We start from the raw sequence: 20607 nt of genomic DNA, 5'->3' as shown, positions 1-20607 counted from the left end.
GGCCGATGACCTTCTCCGACCTCACCGCAGACCTTTCATCTGATCGCGCCTCCGATCACGCCCCCGACCTGGCTGCGGCCGACCTGCCCGCAGGCGGCGCCGAACTGGCCGCCTTCATCGCCGGAAAACTGTGCCACGACTTCATCAGCCCGGCCGGCGCCATCATGTCGGGTCTCGACCTGCTGGAGGACCCGACCGCCCAGGATATGCGCGACGACGCCATGGGCCTGATCCGTCAGAGCGCCAGGAAGATGGTCGCTCACGTCCATTTCGCCCGCGTCGCCTTCGGCGCCGCCACCACCAGCGAACAATTCACCTCGGCCGAACTGCACGGCCTGGTGGCCGGCCTGTCCGAGGGCGGCCGCGCCACGCTGGACTGGCGCATCAACGACGGGACGACCTTCTCCAAGCCCCAGGCCCGCATCCTGATCAACCTGGCCTGGATGACCCTGGGCACCCTGCCGACCGGCGGCGTGGCGACGATCACCGCCGGGCGTGAAGACGACCGCCTGCTGTTGATCGGCTCGGCTGAAGGAAACCGCGCCCGGTTCAAGCCCGAGGCCCTGACCGGGCTGAAGGGCCAACGGCTGACCGAGGGTCTGGCCGGACAATGGATCCAGCCCTACTGGCTGTGGCTGGCCGCGAGCGAGGCGGGCGGCCGTTTGGACGTCGCTTGCGACGAGGGCCGCGTCGGCCTGATCGCCTCGACGCCAGCCTGATTTCGCCCCCCTCCAATCGTCCGTTAACCAACATCAACGACCATGGCATGAGGCGCGCCGGCGTTTCACGCGCAACGGGATGAAGCCCTTGAACCCCAGGACCTGTTTGATCGTCGACGACAGCCGGATCATCCGCAAGGTCGCGCGCCGCATCGTCGAGGACCTGGGCTTCGAGGTCGACGAGGCTGCCGACGGCGCCGAGGCCCTGACCTACTGCATGGACGTCATGCCCCATGTGGTGCTGCTGGACTGGCAGATGCCGGTTATGGACGGCCTCAGCTTCCTGCGCCGCCTGCGCGACCTGCCCGGCGGTCGCGCCCCCAAGGTCCTGTTCTGCACCATCGAGACCCGCGCCGACCGGATCGCCGAAGCCCTGGCCGCAGGGGCCGACGATTATGTTATGAAACCATTCGACGGCGAGATTCTTCATTCGAAACTCGCTGAAGTGGGAGCTGTTCAGGGACTGTCATGACGCCGGAGGATTTCGATCGCCTTCAGACCTTGCTGGCGACGCGCGCCGGCTTCCGGCTGACGCGCGACCGGATGCATCTGGCCGAGCATCGGCTGGGGCCGGTGGCGCGCCGCGAGGGCTATCACAACGTCGAGGCCATGCTGGCGACCCTGTGGAGCAAGCCTGTCGCCTCGCTGGGCTGGTCGGTGATCGAGGCCCTGCTGAACGGCGAGACCTGGTTCCGCCGCGATCGCGCCGTCTTCGACGTCTTCGCCCGCGAGCTGATGCCCGCCCTGACCGCCGCCCGCCCCGGCGGCCGCGTGCGCCTGTGGTCCGCCGGCGCCTCGACCGGCCAGGAAGCCTATTCCCTGGCCATCGCCGCGCTGGAGAACAGCGCCGACGTCGAGATCGTCGCCACGGACCTGTCACGCCTGGCGATCGAAAAGGGGGCCTCGGGCCTCTACACCTCGTTCGAGATCCAGCGCGGCCTGTCGGCCAGGTCCATGCTGCGCTGGTTCGAACAGGCCGACGACCACTGGCGCGCCCGGCCCGAGCTGCGAAGCACCGTGAAATTCGAACGCGCCAATCTGCTGGACGAGCCGGCCGATGAGGGCCGCTTCGACGTCATCTTCTGCCGCCATGTTCTCAGCGACCTCGAACCGGCGCGGCGCGCGCGGGTGCTGGACGGGCTGGAGCGGCGGCTGGTCGACGACGGCTGCCTGTTCCTGGGCGTGGACGAACGCCCCGAAGGCGACAGCATCGCCTTCCGCCCCGTGGCCGGTCGTCCCGGCCTCTACGTCAAGGCGCCCGCCGCCCTAAGCCGCGCGGCCTAGGCTCTCAGCAGTCCCTCGGCCGCCACGGCCTTGACCCGCGCCTGCGGAACCTCGGTGAAGACCAGATCGGTCGTGCCGAAATACTCGGCCTGGTTCATGGCGCACCAGTCGGTCGTGACCAGACGCACGGTCGCCTCGCCCGCGCCGCCTTCCGCCGCGCCGTAGAGGAAATCGCCGCTACGCTCGGCCAGGGGCATGGGCCGGTCCTGATCAGCCCGCGACATGAAGCCCGCCAGCCGCTCAGGCGTCACTTCAGCGACCATCAGCTTGCCGTCGAACCGCACCACGGCGTCGAAGGCGTAGCGCGTCACCGGCCCGGCGGACAGGCCCGTCCCCAGGGTGGTGTGGCCGATGAAGCCGGCGTCCGCGCCCGCCGCCCGCGCCATGGCGACGGCGACCGTGCGGCCGGTCTCGCCCAACGTCAGCGCACGCGGGCTGACGCCCAGCACAGCCTTCTCCTCGTCCGTCAGATGCGCCGCCAGAGTCGTCGCGATCAGGGCGGCGATGCGCGGCGACGGCGCGGCGGTCAGGTCCACCGCCGTCGAGCCGACCGTGATCCGCCCATCCTCATAGAAGGTCGCCGTCGTGTAGGCGTTGCTCCACGATCCGGTGTGGACGTAAGCACTGCGTCCCTGCTCGTGCTGGAACAGGAGGTGGTTGTGCCCCCCGATCATCAGGGCGCCGTCCGGCAGCAGGGGCAGGATGTCGCGATCCCCCGCCACCCCCGCATGGCTCATCACCAGCATCAGGTCCGCCCCGTCCAACAGACGCGCCAGGTTCGCCTTCGCCCAGTCGCCCGGCGCCGGGATCGACAGCCAGTCGCGGCTGGCCCGGGGGTAGGTGTTCAAGGAATCCGTCCCCGCTCCGACGACCCGCAGCGACCGCTCGCCCAACGGCACGGTGACGGCGGCGTCGGCGTAGGGCTGGCCCGTGCGCGCATCGAGGATGTTGCTGACGACGCCGATCCCCAGCCCCCGCATCCGCGCCACGACCTCATGCAGATCCGGCGTCAGGTCGTTGTCGTGGTTGCCCAGGTTGACCACCGTCGGCGCTAGCTTCGGCAGCTCGCCCAGGAAGGCCCAGTCGATCGCCCCGCCCGAGCGCACCGAGACGACATTGCCGTGCTCGAAACTGTCGCCGTCGACGGCGATCAGGTGCGGGACGTCCGACCCGACGATCTCGGCCTCCAGCGCCGCCAACAGCTGGCCCGTCCGCTCGTAGGCCGAGTGGAGGTCCGACATGGCCAGGACCCGGCCCAGAGCGCGCGTCTGGCGCAGCGGCGCCAGGGCGCCCAGACCCGGCGCGACGGCTGTGGCGGCCAGAAGCTGGAAGAGACGGCGGCGATGGAGGGGTGTGATCGTCATGCCTGGTCCCTGTCAGGCCGCGCCCGGCGCGTCGAGAGACTCCTCATCGAAACAGGCGGCCCAGCCCTGTCGATTCGCACGTCGCATTGCAGCGCACAATCCCCTGAAGTCCTTTGATGTCGGGCGAAACGTCGAGTTTTCCTGCGCCGTGTCCGTGTCTTGAAAGCTTCATCGAACGCGCATTCTCGGCGCTGGAAAAAGCGGCGCCGTGGACCTAGGCCCTCGGCCAGTCTCAACGAGGATCCTCCCCCATGTCCCGTCGTCTTATCGCCCTCGCCGCCTCCGCCAGCGGCCTCGCCCTTCTGATCGCCGCCCCGGCCATGGCCCAGACCGTTGACGCCGCTGAACCGGCCGTCGGCGTCGATGAAATCGTCGTCACCGCCCAGCGCCGCAGCGAGAACATCCGCGACGTGCCCTTCGCCGTCACGGCGATGACCACCGAAACCCTGAGCGCCGTCTCCGCCGGCGGCGCCGACATCCTCAGCCTGTCGGGCCGCGTGCCCAGCCTGCAGGTCGAAAGCTCGAACGGCCGCTACGCTCCGCGCTTCTACATCCGCGGCCTCGGCAACGTGGACTTCGACTTCACCGCTTCGCAGCCGGTCTCGGTGGTGATGGACGACATCGTGCTGGAGAGCGTCTATCTGAAGGGCTTCCCCCTGTTCGACGTCAAGCAGCTGGAAGTGCTGCGTGGCCCGCAAGGCACCCTGTTCGGCCGTAACACCCCGGCCGGCGTGGTCAAGATCGACACCACCAAGCCCGGCGACGACTTCGCTGGCTTCGGCTCGCTGACCTACGGCAACTACGGCTCGACCCGCACCGAAGTCGGCGTCACCCTGCCCGCCTCGGACACCCTGTCGGTGCGCGTCGCCGCCCTGTGGAACCACCGGGACGACTACATCAACAACGCGTATGACGCCCCCTTCGCCAGCAAGGACGGCAAGGACCTCGGCAACTTCGACGACGTCGCCGGCCGCGTCCATGTCGCCTGGACCCCGACCGACCACCTGTCGACCCTGCTGACCCTGCAGGCCCGCGACTATGAGGGCACCGGCACGATGAACCGCGCCAACGTCCTGACCAAGGGCTCGAACGAACTGAACGACAACTTCGACCGCGACACCGTCTGGTACGACGGCGGCCGCAACAACTTCCAGAAGCAGAAGACCACCTCGCAGTCGCTGCAGGTCGCTTACGACTTCGGCCCAGCCACCCTGACCGGCGTGATCGGCTCCTATCAGGGCTGGAGCCAGGGCGACGGCGACATCGACGGCGGCGTGGCCTCGGCCCCCGTCGGCGCCGCCTACAAGACGCCGTTCAATTCCGAGTCCGGCACCCTGTCCAGCGACCTGCTGCAGAACACCTATGAACTGCGTCTCGCCTCGAACGGCGACGAGCGTTTCGGCTGGCAGGTCGGCGCCTTCTACTGGAACGAGCGCATCAACCTGGTGTCCGGCACCTTCAACGGCACGGGCGGCCTCTTCCCCGTCGCCGCCACCGACGTGGTGCAGAAGTCGGACGCCTGGTCGGTCTTCGGCCAGGGCCGCTATCAGGTGACGGACGCCTTCAAGCTAACGGCGGGCGTGCGCTACACCGAGGACAGCCGCGACTATCGTGGCCAACGCATCGTCGGCGCCCCGGCCAACGCCGCGATCTCGGTCGGCGACGAACAGGTCAGCTGGGACGTCAGCGCCCTCCACGAGGTCAACGACAGCCTGAATCTGTTCGCTCGCGTGGCCAAGGGCTATCGCGGCCCGTCGATCCAGGGCCGCAACCTGCCGGTCCTGACCACGGCCGATTCCGAAACCGTCATGTCCTACGAGGCCGGCCTCAAGTCGCGCCTGTGGAACGGCCGCGCCCGCCTGAACGCGACCGCCTATCTGTACGAAGTCAGCGACATGCAGTTCACCGCCATCGGCGGCGCCGACAACTCAAACCGCCTGATCAACGCCGACAAGGGCGAGGGCCATGGTCTGGAAATCGACGGCGACGTCTATCTGGGCGCGGGCTTCAACCTGGCCGCCGGGGCCGCCTGGAACCACACCGAGATCAAGGACGCCGACCTGCTGGTGGCCGTCTGCAGCGCCGGCTGCACCGTCACCGATCCGATCGTCATGGTCGGCACGGCCCGCCGCGCCAGGGTCGACGGTAACCCCTTCCCGCAGGCGCCGGAATACACCGCCAACCTGACCCTGTCCTACGTCCGCCCCATCGGCGACGCTCAGGAGCTGTTCGCTTCGACCGACTGGGTGATGCAGAAGGGCTTCAACCTCTTCCTCTATGAATCGGTCGAGTTCATGCAGGATACGGCCTTCGAGGGCGGCCTGCGCGCGGGCTGGCGCGACCTGGGCCGGGGCCTGGAAGCCGCCGCCTATGTCCGCAACATCACGGACGAAGCCAACGTCATCGGCGCCATCGACTTCAACAACCTGACGGCCTTCGTCAACGAGCCGCGCATGTACGGCGTGGAGCTGTCGAAGCGCTTCTAAGCCGGTCCGGCTGAAGCCATCGGAGGGCGGCGGCGGGGAGACCCGTCGCCGCCCTCTTGCCATCCGGCGCGCTCTGACCGCCTACTGCCTCCCGGATCGGGGAGGATCTTTCATATGCGGCTGGCCCTGCTGTTCGGATCGCTGACGCTCGCCTTCTTGCTGGCCGTCTGGACCACTCAGGTTCCAAGACCCCGCCCCGCCGCCGCGCCCGCTGCCGCCTTCTCGGCCGCGCGGGCCATGACCGACATCGAACAGATCGCCCGCGCCCCGCATCCGGTCGGCTCGCCCGAGCACGCCCGCGTCCGCGCCTATCTGACCGCCCGCATGACCCAGCTGGGCCTGTCGCCGCAGGAGCAGACAGGACCGCTGTCGCCGGGCTCGATCCAGCGCCTGAAAAAGGCGGGCGGCGATCCCGACGCGGCCAAGAATCAGGCCATCAATCTGCTGGGTGTTCTTCCCGGAAAAGACCGCAGCCAGCCCGCCGTCATGCTGATGGCCCACTATGACACCGTGGTCGGCTCGCCCGGCGCGGCGGATGATTCCACCGGCGTCGGGGCCGTGCTGGAGGCCGTGCGCGCCATCCAGGCCCGCGGCCCGGTCGAGCGCGACCTGGTCGTCCTGCTGACCGACGCCGAGGAGTTGAACCTGGACGGCGCCCGCATCTTCTTCGGCGGGCATCCGCTGCGCGACCGCATCGGCGCCGTGGTCAATCTGGAGGCGCGCGGCGGCGGCGGCCGCGCCGCCATGTTCGAGACCGGGCGCGAGGCCGGCCCGACCGTCGACCTGTTCCGCCGCGCCGCCGCCCGCGCCGACGGCGGGACCACGGCCACCTCGCTCGCCGTCTTCATGTACGAACAGATGCCCAACGGCACCGACTTTACCATCCCCAAGGATCGCGGCGTCGCCGGGCTGAACTTCGCCTTCATCGGCCGCCCGGCCCAGTACCATTCCGCCGACGCCACCCCCGCCAACCTCGACCAGGGCGCCTTGCAGCACCTCGGATCGCAGGCCCTGGAGGCCGCCGACGCCCTGCTGCGCGCGCCCGCCCTGCCCGCCAGGGGCCCCAACACCGTCTATGCCGACGTCTTCGGCCGCTGGATGCTCAGCCATTCGGCCGCAATGGGCTGGGGCCTGCTGGGACTGACCGCCCTGTTCGGCAGTTTCGCCGCCTGGCGCGCCCGCCGCGCGACCGGCCTGACCGCCGGACAGGTGGGGCGCGGCCTGCTGGACGGCCTGTGGTTCGCGTCCGCCGGACTGGTGCTGGCCCAGGCCGTGCGCCTGCTCGCCGGACCGATGTCGAGCCGCGCCGCCTCGTCCGAGACCTATTACGTCCTGCTGCGCCGCCTGCCCTGGATGGAGGCGGGCGCCGTCCTGACCATCCTGGCCCTGACCCTGCTGTTCCTGATCGGCGCGCGCCGTTCGCGTCCGCGCACGGCCGCCGGGACCATCGCCGCCTTAACCCTGGTGGTCCTGCTGATCGGCGGCTTCAGCCCGGTCATGCTGGGGGCCGGCCTGATCGCCGCCGCCCTGTCGCTGTGGCCGGTCAAGGCCCCGACCTCGGTCTGGGGCGGTTGGCTGGGCCTGATCGCCCTCGTCTTCCTGCTGGCCTGTGCGGTTCAGGGCGCCGCCCCCGAAGCCGCCCTGCTGTTCGTCTGGCCCGTTCTGCTGGCGGCGACGGCGGCCGCCCTGTCCGCCCTGATCGACCCCGACCTGACCCGGCTCTCCAGCCTGTTCCCGCCCGCCGTGGCAGGCGTCCTCGGCGGCGCCTGGCTGATGGCGATCGGCCATTTCGTCTTCCTCGGCATCGGCATGGATCTGCCCGGCGCCCTGGCCTTGATCGGTCTGCTGGCCCTGCTGTTCCTGCGCCCGCTCAGCCCGCCCGTCGGCGCGACCCGTCCGGTGCTGATCGGGGCGGCTGCCTGCCTGATCCTCGCCTGCGGTCTCAGCCTCGCCGCCCGCTTCGCCGAACCGACGCCCGCCGTGGCCGAGGCCCTGCCCTGACCGTCCCCCGCTGGCGAAAACCCGGTTGAGCGTCTATCGCTGCGCCATGTCCCATGATCCCGTCCTCGTCACCGGCTCCGCCGGCTTCATCGGCTTCCACACCGCGCGTCGGCTGCTGGCGCGCGGCGAGACGGTCATCGGTCTGGACAACCTCAACGCCTATTACGACCCGACGCTGAAGCAGGCCCGTCTGGCCCTGCTGCAGGAACATCCGAACTACCGCCACCACACCCTGGATCTGGCCGACCGCGCCGGCGTCGCGGCCCTGTTCGCCGAGCACAAGCCGCGCCGCGTCGTCCATCTCGCCGCCCAGGCCGGGGTTCGCTACAGCCTCGAAGCGCCCGAGACCTATGTGGATTCCAACGTCGTCGGCTTCCTCTGCATCCTCGAGGGCTGCCGCGCGACCAAGGCCGCCAACCTGGTCTTCGCCTCGACCAGCTCAGTGTTCGGCGCCAACGCCGCCCTGCCGTTTTCGGTGCGCGACCCGGCCGACCACCCGCTGACCGTCTATGCGGCGACCAAGCTGGCCAACGAGGCCATGGCCCATTCCTACGCCCACCTGTTCGGCTTCCCGGCCACCGGCCTGCGCTTCTTCACCGTCTATGGACCGTGGGGCCGCCCGGACATGGCCCTGTTCAAATTCACCCGCGCCATCCTCAAGGACGAACCAATCGACGTCTACGGCGAAGGCAGGATGAGCCGCGACTTCACCTACGTCGACGACATCGTCACCGGCGTGATCGCGGCGCTCGACCGCCCCGCCGCCATCGACCCGACCTGGGACGCCACCGCCCCTAACCCGGCCACCAGCGGCGTCGCCCCCTGGCGCATCCTCAACCTCGGCGCCGGCCGCCCGGTCGCCCTGATGCGCTACATCGAGGTGCTGGAGGACAAACTGGGCCGCAAGGCGAAGCTGAACCTCATGCCCATGCAGGACGGCGACGTGGCCAATACCGAAGCCGACGTCACCGACACCCTGGCCGCCCTCGACTACGCCCCCTCCACCCCCGTGGAAGACGGCGTCGGCCGCTTCGTCGACTGGTACTGCAACTTCTACCGCGAGAACTGAGGCGCGCGGGTGCGCGTCGTCTCTACGTCCGATTGTCTGGAAACGCCCTGGTGGAGCCGAGGGGAGTCGAACCCCTGACCTCGTCATTGCGAACGACGCGCTCTACCAACTGAGCTACGGCCCCGACCGACAGGCAGGGGGCGGAGATACGCGGCGCGGCGGGGGAGTGTCAACGGGCCGGGTAGGAATCCTTGGCGTTCCGTCACGGCGCCGCTAGAAGCGATCTCAAACGAGGCAGGAGTTCTTCATGGGTTACGCCATTGTCTGGCTGGTCAACGCAGTGGCGACGCTGATGGTCTGGGCCATCATCGCCTCGGCCATCCTGAGCTGGCTGTTCGCGTTCGATGTCATCAACCACCGCAATCGACTGGTGGGACAGGCGGCGCATTTCCTGGACACGGTGACCCGGCCCGTGCTGGCCCCGCTTCAGCGCATCATCCCGCCGCTGGGCGGCATGGACCTGACGCCGATCGTGGCCCTTCTGGCGATCCAGTTCCTGCGCATCCCGTTCAACAACAGCGTTGCGCCCCTGCTGATCGGCGCGCTGGGCTAAGGCGCGCCGGCGAGCGTTGAGGCGCGGACACGGGCGGCCAGGAATCTTAATCCCGCCCCACTCCGCCCCTTGCGCCCGGCGGGCGGGCTCCTAAGGTGCCCGCGATTGGTCCCCGCGGGGCCGCTGAATGCGCGTATTCATGACCACGATCAAAACAGTCGCCGTCGTCGGCGCCGGGCAGATGGGTTCGGGCATCGCCCAGGCCGTGGCCACGGGCGGCTATGAGGTGCGGCTCTATGACCTGTCGGCCGAGCGGATCCCGCTGGCCCAGGGCGAGATCGCGGCCAGCCTGGCGCGGCGCGCCGCACGCGGCCTGATGACCCCGGCCGAGGCCGACGCCGCCCTGGCCCGCATCCGCCCCGTCGTCTCCCTGGCCGAAGCGGCCCAGGCCGATCTGGTGATCGAAGCGGCGTCCGAGGACGAAGCGATCAAGAAGTCGGTCTTCATCGACCTTCTGCCCCATCTGGAGCCGGACACCCTGTTGGCGTCCAACACCTCGTCCATCTCGATCACCCGCCTGGCCTCGGTCACGGACCGGCCGGACCGCTTCATCGGCCTGCACTTCATGAAGCCGGCCCCGGTGATGAAGCTGGTCGAGATCGTGCGCGGCATCGCCACCTCGGCCGCGACCTATGAGGCCGCGGTCGCCTTCGCCGAGAGCCTGGGCAAGATCACCACCGAGTCCGAGGACTTCCCCGCCTTCATCGTCAACCGCATCCTGGTGCCGATGATGAACGAGGCCATCTATGTCCTGTACGAAGGCGTCGGCAACGTCGCCTCGATCGACAAGGCGCTGAAGCTGGGCGCCAACCACCCGATGGGGCCGCTGGAACTGGCCGACTTCATGGGTCTGGACGTGGTCCTGGCCATCATGAACGTGCTGTACGACGGCCTGGCCGACAGCAAGTACCGTCCCTGCCCGCTGCTGGTGAAATATGTCGAGGCCGGTTGGCTGGGCAAGAAGAGCGGCCGCGGCTTCTACGACTATTCCGGCCCGACGCCGGTCCCGACCCGCTGATGTCGCGGCTGGACCGGATGGAGGATCTGCCGGGGCTGAAGCGCGTCGCGCCTCGGCACTCAAGGCAGAGGTTCGTGCTGGCGGCCCTGGCCGCCGCCGCCTGGCCCCCGCTAATCATCACCTTGATCGTCTGGCCGCCCCGGAACTGGGCTTCGGGCGTGGATACCGACTGGCGGCTGGTCCTGCTGGTCATCGGCCTGATCGCCGCCCCGGCGGGCCTGTGGCTGATGCGCCAGAGCCACGCACGGATGGGCCGTCCCTCGACGCGGCTGGGCGTGGTCTGCCGCTTCATGGTCTTCGGGGGCCTATTGGCCGCCGCCGTCCAGATCCTGATCGCCGTCGTCATGTCCCTGCTTTCGGTTTTCGCCGCGCAAAGCCTGACTCAGGGCCTGGGTGCGCTGGAGACCACCCTGCTGATCTTCGGCGTCGCCGGCCTGCCGCTGGCGGTGCTGGTAGGCGTCAGCTACGCCCTGTGGGCCGGGCTGTGCGTGGCCTTCATCGGCTTCGCGCCCGCCCCCGTCGTGAAGGACCGCATGGGCTTGATGCAGACCGGCGCCCGCTGAGATTACCGCGATTTAGGGCGTCCCCGCCAAGCTGGGCCCCCATGAGCATCCGGCTTACTTGGGGAGGGCCGACGCCATGACCGATCAGACGACGCTTCAGCCCGTGGCGACGAGCGCCCGCATCCAGACGCTGGATGTTCTGCGCGGCGTCGCGGTCCTGGGCATCCTGGCCGTCAATGCCGCCGCCTTCGCCCTGCCCATGTCGGCGGCGATGTCGCCGGAGCAGTCGCCCTTCCCCCTGATCGGGTCTTCGGCCGTGGCCCAATGGGTGGTCGAGGTCTTCTTCCATCAGAAGTTCGTCACCCTCTTTTCCATGCTGTTCGGCGTGTCGATCTTTCTGGTCGGCGGCGAGCGCGAGGATGAGGCGCGCGGGCGGGTGCTGCGTCGGCGCCTGATGTGGCTGGCCCTGTTCGGCGTCATCCACGGCGCCGCCTTCTGGTTCGGCGACATCCTGCTGCTCTACGCCTGGTCCGGCCTGTTCGTCATGCTGATGCGCTCGATGCAGGCCCGCTCCCTGATCCTGTTCGGGGCCGCCGCGACGCTGGGCCTGGCCACGCTGCAGGCCGCGACCCTGTGGCTGACGGTCAACGGGCCCGCCGTTCTGGTCGATGCGTTGAGCGACGACTCCATGGCCCTGACCGAGGGGTCCGTGTCCGCCAGCATCGCCGCCTATCGCAGCGGCTGGCCGGGCGCCCTGATCGAGAACCTCAAGGCCTGGGGCGTCCTGCAGAGCGCCAGCCTGTTCGGCTATGTCTTCGCCACCGTGCCGCTGATGATGCTCGGCATGGGCCTGTTCAAGGCCGGCTTCTTCCACGGCCGGCTGCCGACGCGGGTCTATGCGGCTCTGATCGCCCCGGGCGGCGCGGTCCTGGCTCTGTTGGGCGTGCTGGAGTGGCGAGAAGCCATGGCCGGGCCCGGCGTTCATGCCACCGGCGGCTGGGCCGATGTCGTCGCCTCCTACCCCATCTTCATCACCCTGGCCTACGCCAGCACCCTGATCCTTGCGACCACCCGCAGCCTCGGCGGGCTGACGCGGATCTTCGCTCCAGTCGGCCGGATGGCCTTCACCAACTACCTGACCCAGACCCTGATCATGACCACCCTCTTCTATATGCCGTGGGGGCCGCGCCTGATGGGACAGGTCGATTATCCGGGCCAGTGGGCCATCGTCGTCGCCGTCTGGGCGCTGCAACTGATCTGGTCGCCGCTATGGCTGAGCCGATACCGCATGGGGCCGCTGGAATGGCTGTGGCGCTGCTTGACCTACGGCCGCCGCCTGCCGTTGCGCCGCGAGGCCTGACGGCAAGTTGCAGCGGCTCCGCCGATGGCTTAATCGCGCGGCATGACCGACGAAGCCCCCATCCGCCCCGAAGCCCGCGCCCCCCGGGGCTTTGCCGACCGTCGCGGCCGCGACCTGACCGCCGAGCGCCGCATCGTCGCGCGCGTGTCCGAGGTCTATGAGCGCTGGGGCTTCGAGCCGCTGGAGACCCCGGCCTTCGAATACGCCGACGCCCTGGGCAAGTTCCTGCCCGACGCCGACCGTCCCAACGAGGGCGTCTTCGCCCTGCAGGACGACGCCGGATCGGACGAGCCGGGCGAGTGGATGGCCCTGCGCTACGACCACACCGCCCCCCTGGCCCGCTTCGCCGCCCAGAACTGGGAGACCCTGCCCAAGCCGTTCCGCCGCTACGCCTACGGCCCGGTCTGGCGCAACGAGAAGCCCGGCCCCGGCCGCTTCCGCGAGTTCTGGCAGTGCGACGCCGACACCGTCGGCTCGGACCGCCCCGAGGCCGACGCCGAGATCATCGCCATGGGCTGCGAGGGCCTGCGCGCCGCCGGTCTCGGCGACGGCCAGTCGGTGATCCGCGTCTCCAACCGCAAGCTGTTCGACGGCCTGTTCGACGCCGGCGGCGTGACCGACGCGGTCCAGCGCCTGACCGCCCTGCGCGCCGTCGACAAGTATGACCGTCTGGGCCTGGAGGGCGTGCGCGCCCTGCTGGGCGAGGGCCGTCTGGACGAATCCGGCGACTACACCAAGGGCGCCCGCCTGCCCGCCGCCGTCATCGGCGCGGTCGAGGCCTTCCTCGTCTCGGCCGAGACGCCGGGCCTCAGCCGCGCGGGCGTGCTGGACGCCGTGGCCAAGGCCGGCGCCTCGCTGGGCGCCGCGGGCGAAGCGGCCCTGGCCGAGCTGTCGGCCATCGACCGCGCCCTGACCGCCATGCGCGTGGGCGAGGCCGAGGTGAAGTTCGATCCCACCATCGTGCGCGGGCTGGAATACTACACCGGCGCCGTCTTCGAGGCCGAGCTTCTGCTCGACACCAAGGACGACAAGGGCCGCCCGGTCCGCTTCGGCTCCATCGGCGGCGGCGGCCGCTATGACGATCTGGTCGCCCGCTTCACCGGCCAGTCGGTCCCGGCCACCGGCTTCTCCTTCGGCGTCTCGCGTCTGGCCTCGGCCCTGCGCGCCGCCGGTCGCGGCGCCGACGACGCGACGCGCGGCCCGGTCGTGGTCATTGTCTTCTCCGAGGACGATATGCAGCACTATCTCGACGCCGTGTCGGAACTGCGCGCCGCCGGGATCGCCGCCGAGCTCTATCTGGGGCGCGCCGGCATGAAGGCGCAGATGAAGTACGCCGACCGTCGCGGCTCGCCCGCCGTGGTCATCCTGGGCGGCGACGAACTGGCCGCCGGGGAAGTCACCATCAAGGATCTGGACGCCGGACGCGCCCGCGCCGCCGCCATCGCCGACAACGAGGCCTGGAAGGCCGAGCGTCCGGGCCAGCAGAAGGTGGTACGCAGCGAACTGGTCGCAACAGTTCGCGCCATTATCGAATAGGCTTCGATTAACTTTTGCGCTCGAATGTGTATTATCGACGTTCACTCACGAAAGACCTGTCTTTAGGCATGGACGCGATTGACTTGCCCCCAGGCTTCGCGTCAATTGGCCTCACTCAAGAGGCGCAGCGGTCAAACGCAGCGACATCTTGGAGGCGTTTCGGGGAGGAAACGTCCGCTCCTTAGAGAGCGAGAAGGCCCGCTGCGATGTATCCCCCGCAGCGGGCTTTTTCATGCCTGATATCCGAAAGCTCCGCCCTCGGACGACCCTTCGCAAAGGCGTTATCGAAAGACCTTCGATAAAGCGGCGCTCGCCAGTGATCCGCCAAGACAAAGGGCCGGAGCGTCGCCGCCCCGGCCCCTTTCATTCGTCAGGCGTCGCGCTTACCAGATGCGGACGCGGTCTTCCGGCGCGAGGTAGTATTTCGAGCCCGGCTTGACGCCGAAGGCTTCGTACCAGGCGTCGACGTTGCGCACCGGGCCGATCACGCGGAACTCGGCCGGGCTGTGCGGGTCGGTGGCGATCTGGTTCTTCAGCGCGTCCTCGCGGTATTTCGACTGCCAGACCTGGGCCCAGCCGTAGAAGAAGCGCTGGTCGCCGGTCGTGCCGTCGATGACCGGCGCCGGCTGACCGTTCAGCGACAGATGGTAGGCGTCCAGCCCCACCGCCGTGCCGGCGGCGTCGCCGATGTTCTCGCCCATAGTCAGGCCGCCCTGGACGTGGAAGCCCGGCAGGGGCTCATAGGCGTCATACTGGGCGCCCAGACGCTTGGTCAGGGCCTGGAAGTTCGACTTGTCGGCGTCGGTCCACCAGTTGCGCAGCACGCCGTCGCCGTCGGACTTGGAGCCCTGGTCGTCGAAGCCGTGGCCGATCTCGTGGCCGATGACGCCGCCGATGCCGCCGTAGTTGACGGCCGGGTCCGCGTTCGGATCGAAGAAGGGCGGCTGCAGGATGGCGGCCGGGAAGACGATCTCGTTGTTGGCCGAATTGTAGTAGGCGTTGACCGTCTGGGGCGTCATGCCCCACTCGGCCTTGTCGACCGGCTTGTTCAGGCGGTTCAGCTGATAGTTCCACTGGAACTGGCCCAGACGCTGGGTGTTGCCGAACAGGTCGTCGGCGCGGATCTCCAGCGCCGAATAGTCGCGCCACTTGTCCGGATAGCCGATCTTGACGGTGAACTTGCGCAGCTTCTCCTGCGCCGCCGCCTTGGTCTCGGCGCCCATCCAGGTCAGGTTGTCGATGCGGTGCGACAGAGCGGTGCGCAGATTGGCGACCAGCTCTTCCATCTTGGCCTTGGACTCGGCCGGGAAGTATTCGGCGACGTAGAGGCGGCCGGCCGCCTCGCCCAGGGCGCCCTCGGCGAAGCTGATGGCGCGCTTTTCGCGGGTGCGCTGCTCAGGCTGCCCCGACAGATCGCGCGAGCGGAACTCCCACTGGGCGTCCGAGAAGCGCTTGGACAGGGCCGAGGCGGCCTCGTCCGTGGTGTGGAAGGCCTGCCAGGCCTGCAGGGTGTCGATCGGCGTCTCGGCGTAGATGGCGGCGATCTTGGGCATGGCCGTGTTCTGACGCACGATCACGCGGTCGACCGCGCCCAGGCCGGCGGCGTTGAAATAGCCGCTCCAGTCAAAGCCCGGCGCCTCGGCGGCCAGACGCTGGATGGTGTAGTCGTTGTAGGTCTTGTCGCGGTCGCGGTTCTCGATCGGGGTCCAGTGCGCCTCGGCGATCTTGGTCTCCAGGGCGACGATGGCGGCGGCGTGACCGGCCGGATCAGCCCAGCCGATGTTGGTCAGCATCCGCTCGACATAGGCCTGATACTTGACCTTCTTGTCCGCGAAACGGGCGTCCAGATAATAGTCGCGGTTCGGCAGGCCGATGCCCGATTGGCCGGTCGTCACGGCGTAACGGGTCGGGTTCTTCTGGTCGATCGTGATGCCAGTGCCGAAGAAGGAGGAGCCGACGCGGCCCTGGGTCTGACCCATGTAGGCGGCGATCTTCTCATGGGTGTCGGCGGCGCGGATGGCGGCCAGGAAGGGCTGCAGCGGCTGGGCGTCCAGCGCCTCGATGCGCGCTTCGTCGCTGTAGGCGCGATAGGCGTCGGCGATCTTGGCCTCGTCCGACCCGGGCGTCAGGTCGGTGCGCGCGACCAGGCCCTGGATCAGCGCCTTCATCCGGTTGTCCGACAGTTCACGCAGCAGCGGGAAGGAGCCGTAAGAGGTGCGGTCCGACGGGATCTGCAGCTTGTCGAAGGCCGTGCCGTTGGCGTAGCGGAAGAAGCTGTCGCCCGGCGCCACCGAGGCGTCGCGGCCAGCCATGTCGAAGCCCCAGGTTCCGTATTTGGGGGCGTCCGTGCCCTGCCAGCCGACGACCGCCGCACCGCCCTCGGGCGCCGAGGCGCCGTGGAACAGCTCCACCACGGTGCAGGATTCGTCCACGCAGGCGTGGTCGTGACTGTCTTGGGCAAAGGCGACGGCGGGCAGAAGCAGGGCGCCGGCGGCGGCCCCGACAAGCAGTTTCTTCATCTGTGGCATTCCTAAAATCAGCCCCGAAGCTCAGGTTGACCGGACCCTAGTCCCGGCCTGAGCGCCTGCGCGTCTTAAAAAAAGTTCATGAAAAACGCGAGGCCGCTCGCCAGACTGTGATCGGCGGCGCCACAGTGCGCGCTCAGGAGGACGAATGACCCAGGCGCACGGCGGAGAATACAGGGACCTGGTGGTCTTTCTGGCGGCGGCCGGGGTGGTGGTGCCCCTGTTCAATCGGCTGAAGATCAGCCCGGTTCTCGGCTTTCTCGCGGCCGGCGTCCTGCTGGGGCCCGACGGCCTGGGCCGGTTCGCCCAGTCGGACGGCTGGCTCAGCTGGCTGACCATCGGCGACCAGGCCCAGGTGCGGCAGTTGTCGGAGCTGGGCGTCGCCTTCCTTCTGTTCATGATCGGACTGGAGCTGTCGTGGGAACGGCTGAAGGCCATGCGCCGGCTTGTCTTCGGCCTGGGCCTGCTGCAGGTGGCGGTCTGCGCCGGGGCCATCGCCCTTGTCTTCATGATGCTGGGCCAACCCCTGGCCGGCGCCGCTGTACTGGGCATGGGCCTGGCCCTGTCCTCGACCGCCGTCGTCATGCCAGTCCTGGCCGCCCAGGGACGGCTAAGGGGGGAGACCGGGCGCGCCACCTTCGCCGTGCTGCTGGCGCAAGACCTGGCCGTGGCGCCCATCCTGATCACCGTCACCGTCCTGGCGACCCTGGCCCAGACCGGACCGACGCTGGAGCCTGCGGTGCTGGGCCGCGCCCTCTTCACCCTGGCCCCCGCCGCCATCGGCCTCTTTCTTCTGGTCCTGCTGGGCCGCGTGGTGCTGCGACCCATGTTCCGTTCCGTGGCGCGCGCCCAGCAAAGGGGCGAGGGGCGCGAACTGTTCGTCGCCGCCTGTCTGCTGGTGGTGGTCGCCGCCGGCCTTGCGGCCCAGGCGGTCGGCCTGTCGATGAGCCTGGGCGCCCTGGTCGCCGGCGTCCTGCTGGCCGAAACCGAATTCCGGCGCGAGGTCGAGGTGGCCATCGACCCGTTCAAGGGTCTGCTGCTCGGCGTCTTCTTCGTCGGCGTCGGCATCAGCCTGGACCTGGACGCCGTAGCCGCCGATCCCGCGACGGTGCTCGGGCTGGCGACGGGACTGATCGTCCTCAAGGCCGCGGTCATCTTCGCCCTGGCCCACGCCTGGGGCCTGTCGGCGCGGCCGGCTATCGAGGCCGCCCTGGTGCTGGGTCCGGCGGGCGAGTTCGCTTTCGTCATCCTCAGCACCGGCCTGGTCGAGGGCCTGGCGTCGCCGGAACTGACCCGCAAGGCCATGCTGGCGGCCACCCTCAGTATGTTCGCCGTGCCTCTGCTGGCGATTCTGGCGCGCGTGCTGACGCGACAACCGTCCCCCGCCGGGGACGATGAGACGGTCACGGCTCTGGCCCCGCCGCTGACCGAACCCGCGCCGGACGGCGCCGTTCTGATCGTCGGCTTCGGCCGGGTCGGCCGACTGGTCGGCGAAATGCTGGCCGAGCATCATCAGCGCTTCGTCGCCCTGGACACCGACCAGACCTCGGTGCGGTTCGGACGCGCCGACGGATACGAGGTCTATTACGGCGACGCCGCCCGGCGCGAGATGCTGAACGCCTGCGGTCTGGCGACGGCCCGCGCCCTGATCGTCACCATGGACGCCCCCGGCAAGGTCGATGAAGTGGTCCGTTCGGCGCGGGCCTTGCGGCCCGACCTGATCCTGATCGCCCGCGCCCGCGACGACCGTCACGCCACGCGCCTCTACGCCCTGGGCGTCACCGACGCGGTGCCCGAGACGACCGAGGCCAGCCTGCAACTGGCGGAAAACACCCTGGTCGATCTGGGCGTGCCGATGGGACTGGTCCTGGCCTCGATCCACGAAAGGCGCGACGGCTTCCGCAAGGCCTTCCAGGCGGCCGCGCCCGATGGTCGCGGCGCCCGCCCGGCGCGTGCCTTCCGCACCGCTCGTTCGGCGATACCGCCGCCCCAAACGTCTAAAAATACGTAGAAGCCCTTATATTGATTGACCTTACGGTCAAGCTTAAGCAGTATCTGAGATTGGTTCGTGACCCATTTTGGTCAATGTTCGGTGATGAAAGTTCGCCCTCCCCCCTGGGACGTCGGCTGTCGCCTTGTGTCAGGTTCACGCCGAGCGGCGCCGGACCTGTTCTGACGATTGTTGCCGTCCTTCACGACCGGCGGGCGCTTCGCCCTTCCCGAGCCAGAGTATTTTGCTGATGCGTGAGACCATCCTGTCCGCCCCTGAAGTCGCCGACACCGAGGGCCAGCCCCGGCTGAACCGCCGTCAGGCCGCCAAGATCCGCACCCGCCAGAAGGTGCTGGACGCCGCACGTTCCCTGTTCGCCGAGCGCGGCTACGACGCCGCCACCATCCGCGACATCGCCAAGGGCGCCGGAATGTCGACCGGCGCGGTCTTCGCCAACTTCCAGGACAAGGCCGAACTGTTCGAGTGCGTCTTCGCCGAGGAAATGGCCGGCCTGCTGCAGGACATCCAGACCGCCGCCGGTCATGAAGGCCGCGTCGCCGAACGCCTGGCCGAGGGCCTGACCGCCGGCTACCACCGCTCGCTGGAGCACCTGCCGCTGATGCAGGCGATGATCGCCCGCTCCTGGTTCCAGCCCGAAGCCGCCGACGCCCGTTCGCGCACCTTCGTCAAGCCGATCATCGAGGCCATCATCGCCGTGCTGCAAGGCGGCATCCGCGAGGGCGAGCTGCGCCAGGACCTGGATCAGCTGGTCATGGCCCGCATGATCTGGGACGTCTTCATCGCCAACTTCCGCTACGCCGCCTACGACAACTGGGGCATCGAGGAGCTGACGCCCCACATCCGCAAGCAACTGGACCTGATCCTGTCCAGCCAACTCGCGCGGCAGTAATCGGCGGGGGCCGACGCCCCTGGCTGCGAAACAAAAAGGCCTCTCCCCGGCGATGGGGAGAGGCCTTTTTCTTGCTCTCAGGACCGGCCTCGACCGCGCCTCATCAGCTCTTCCACCGCAGCACCACTTCCTTGATGGGATTGGCGAAGGCGCGGCCCTCGGCGCGGCTCTTGGTCCATTCGCGCTTGAGCTGCTGATACCACTTGGCCTGCTTGTCGGCGTCGTCGATCCAGATCAGGGCCGGGTCGTACTTCAGCCCCTCGTTCTGCAGGTTCACCATGCCGCCGTCCTGCTTCAGGAAGGCGACCACGCCCATCCGCAAGAAGGGCTTGGCGACGTTGAACACCCAGTGGTCGGACCAGAAGATCTGGGTGATCCGCGTCTTGTTTTCCGTCACCGGCGTCAGACAGGTCAGGGCCAGAACCTGCTTTTCGCCCACCTGGATATGCTCCCAGCGATAGCCCGGCAGGCGGAAGGTGATCTCGGTCGCCGGCGCCCCGCCCAGGATCTTGTAGAGGCGGCTGTTCGACGACGGGGCGTGGCGCACCATGGCCCAGCCGAAATCCCTGGGTGCAAAGGTCTTGGCCTTCTCGTGCATCGAATGCTCGGAGCGCCACCACCACTGCTGGTGCACGAAGGGACCGTGGGCCGGGTCCATCAGGCCGACGACGGCGTGGTCGATATGGCTGTCGAAATCCATCGCCTCGACCAGCTTCACCTCGCCCTCGGCGCCGGGGAAGAGCGGCGGCTCGTGGTCCGGCTCGGACGGAGTGCGCGCATCCGAAGCCATCCAGACGAAGACCAGACCCTGGCTCTCGCGCACCGGATAGGCGCGCACGCGGATGCGATTGGCCTCAAAGGCCTGATCCTCGACCAGGGACGGAATAGCGGCGCAGACGCCGTCGGGACGGAAGCGCCAGCCGTGATAGGGGCACTCGATCGTCTCGCCCTCGCCCGGCCTGTCCACCAGCCGCCCGGCCGACAGCGGGGCGGCGCGGTGGGGACAGATGTCGCGCATGGCGTAGACTTCGCCGGCGCGGGTCCGACCGATCAGCACCGGCTCGTCCATCACCTCATACCGCTTCAGGCTGGCGACCGGCACGTCGCGCGCCAGGGCGACGAAATACCAGGCGTCGCGCACGAAGCCCTTGCCGAAGGCGGTCGCCCCGACATGGGCGGACGGCGCTTTCGCCTCCGGAGCGTCGGACGAAGGGGACTGGACGGGATCGGCGGCGGCTGGCTTCATCTCCCTTCTCTACCAAGAGACGCCGCCTGTGTCGTCGGGCTGA

Annotated in this window: 16 protein-coding genes and 1 tRNA gene; 13 read left to right on the top strand and 4 right to left on the bottom strand. The window is 68.9% G+C overall.

Translation table 11 applies throughout. From position 1 onward, the window contains the following. Window positions 1-5: 5 nt before the first annotated feature. From chpT to ACREEF_RS00245, 3 genes are all read left to right on the top strand, one after another. Entirely contained in the window at window positions 6-719 is a 714-nt protein-coding gene (chpT, locus tag ACREEF_RS00255) for a histidine phosphotransferase ChpT (RefSeq protein ID WP_431563609.1), read from the top strand. A 79-nt stretch (window positions 720-798) separates the two neighbouring features. Continuing rightward, a complete protein-coding gene (locus ACREEF_RS00250; protein WP_431563608.1) occupies window positions 799-1191 on the top strand; it encodes a response regulator in 393 nt (130 codons plus the stop codon). Then, on the top strand, window positions 1188-2003 hold the full coding sequence (locus ACREEF_RS00245) for a CheR family methyltransferase (protein ID WP_431563607.1): 816 nt from the start codon (window positions 1188-1190) through the stop codon (window positions 2001-2003). Before ACREEF_RS00250 ends, ACREEF_RS00245 begins: the two co-directional genes overlap by 4 nt. Here ACREEF_RS00245 and ACREEF_RS00240 read toward each other — a convergent pair. Next, on the bottom strand, window positions 2000-3367 hold the full coding sequence (locus ACREEF_RS00240) for a metallophosphoesterase (RefSeq protein ID WP_431563606.1): 1368 nt from the start codon (window positions 3365-3367) through the stop codon (window positions 2000-2002). The two genes, ACREEF_RS00245 and ACREEF_RS00240, sit on opposite strands and share 4 nt — an antisense overlap. A gap of 251 nt (window positions 3368-3618) precedes the next feature. Here ACREEF_RS00240 and ACREEF_RS00235 point away from each other — a divergent pair, with 251 nt between their 5' ends. The 3 genes from ACREEF_RS00235 (at window position 3619) to ACREEF_RS00225 (ending at window position 8923) form a co-directional block, all read left to right on the top strand. Then, a complete protein-coding gene (locus tag ACREEF_RS00235; RefSeq protein WP_431563605.1) occupies window positions 3619-5853 on the top strand; it encodes a TonB-dependent receptor in 2235 nt (744 codons plus the stop codon). Between the two features lie 114 nt (window positions 5854-5967). Continuing rightward, window positions 5968-7854 (top strand): M20/M25/M40 family metallo-hydrolase, encoded by a 1887-nt coding sequence (locus tag ACREEF_RS00230; protein WP_431563604.1) that lies wholly within the window; start codon window positions 5968-5970, stop codon window positions 7852-7854. A gap of 46 nt (window positions 7855-7900) precedes the next feature. Next, a complete protein-coding gene (locus ACREEF_RS00225; RefSeq protein WP_431563673.1) occupies window positions 7901-8923 on the top strand; it encodes an NAD-dependent epimerase in 1023 nt (340 codons plus the stop codon). Between the two features lie 48 nt (window positions 8924-8971). On the opposite strand, the gene ACREEF_RS00220 is transcribed toward ACREEF_RS00225, so the two are convergent. Then, window positions 8972-9047 (bottom strand) — tRNA-Ala (locus ACREEF_RS00220). 123 nt (window positions 9048-9170) lie between these two features. Here ACREEF_RS00220 and ACREEF_RS00215 point away from each other — a divergent pair. The 5 genes from ACREEF_RS00215 to hisS all read left to right on the top strand — a co-directional run bounded on the left by ACREEF_RS00215 (window position 9171) and on the right by hisS (window position 13893). Beyond that, complete coding sequence (locus tag ACREEF_RS00215) at window positions 9171-9476, top strand: YggT family protein (protein WP_431563603.1); 306 nt, start codon at window positions 9171-9173, stop codon at window positions 9474-9476. A 139-nt stretch (window positions 9477-9615) separates the two neighbouring features. Beyond that, complete coding sequence (locus ACREEF_RS00210; RefSeq protein ID WP_431563602.1) at window positions 9616-10494, top strand: 3-hydroxybutyryl-CoA dehydrogenase; 879 nt, start codon at window positions 9616-9618, stop codon at window positions 10492-10494. Continuing rightward, complete coding sequence (locus tag ACREEF_RS00205) at window positions 10494-11057, top strand: hypothetical protein (RefSeq protein WP_431563601.1); 564 nt, start codon at window positions 10494-10496, stop codon at window positions 11055-11057. Before ACREEF_RS00210 ends, ACREEF_RS00205 begins: the two co-directional genes overlap by 1 nt. Before the next feature lie 76 nt (window positions 11058-11133). Further along, the gene (locus ACREEF_RS00200; RefSeq protein ID WP_431563600.1) at window positions 11134-12357 is read left to right on the top strand and encodes a DUF418 domain-containing protein; all 1224 of its coding nucleotides are present in this window, start codon (window positions 11134-11136) and stop codon (window positions 12355-12357) included. A 42-nt stretch (window positions 12358-12399) separates the two neighbouring features. Next, window positions 12400-13893 carry a histidine--tRNA ligase gene (gene hisS / locus ACREEF_RS00195; RefSeq protein WP_431563599.1) on the top strand — a complete coding sequence of 498 codons (1494 nt, stop codon included), beginning with the start codon at window positions 12400-12402 and terminating at the stop codon, window positions 13891-13893. A gap of 383 nt (window positions 13894-14276) precedes the next feature. On the opposite strand, the gene ACREEF_RS00190 is transcribed toward hisS, so the two are convergent. Beyond that, window positions 14277-16412: a M13 family metallopeptidase gene (locus ACREEF_RS00190; protein WP_431563598.1), complete on the bottom strand. Its 2136-nt coding sequence runs from the start codon at window positions 16410-16412 to the stop codon at window positions 14277-14279. Between the two features lie 154 nt (window positions 16413-16566). Between ACREEF_RS00190 and ACREEF_RS00185 the strand changes: the two genes are divergently transcribed. Together ACREEF_RS00185 and ACREEF_RS00180 are read left to right on the top strand one after the other, a co-directional pair. Then, a complete protein-coding gene (locus ACREEF_RS00185) occupies window positions 16567-18429 on the top strand; it encodes a cation:proton antiporter (protein ID WP_431563597.1) in 1863 nt (620 codons plus the stop codon). A gap of 229 nt (window positions 18430-18658) precedes the next feature. Then, a complete protein-coding gene (locus ACREEF_RS00180) occupies window positions 18659-19318 on the top strand; it encodes a TetR/AcrR family transcriptional regulator (protein ID WP_431563596.1) in 660 nt (219 codons plus the stop codon). 103 nt (window positions 19319-19421) lie between these two features. Here the strand turns inward: ACREEF_RS00180 and ACREEF_RS00175 are convergent, their stop codons facing one another. Next, on the bottom strand, window positions 19422-20564 hold the full coding sequence (locus ACREEF_RS00175) for a Rieske 2Fe-2S domain-containing protein (protein WP_431563595.1): 1143 nt from the start codon (window positions 20562-20564) through the stop codon (window positions 19422-19424). Window positions 20565-20607 lie beyond the last annotated feature (43 nt).

The sequence above is a fragment of the Brevundimonas sp. genome, from assembly GCF_050729455.1.
Classification (GTDB): Bacteria; Pseudomonadota; Alphaproteobacteria; order Caulobacterales; family Caulobacteraceae; genus Brevundimonas.
This window is presented reverse-complemented; position numbering and strand designations above follow the sequence as displayed.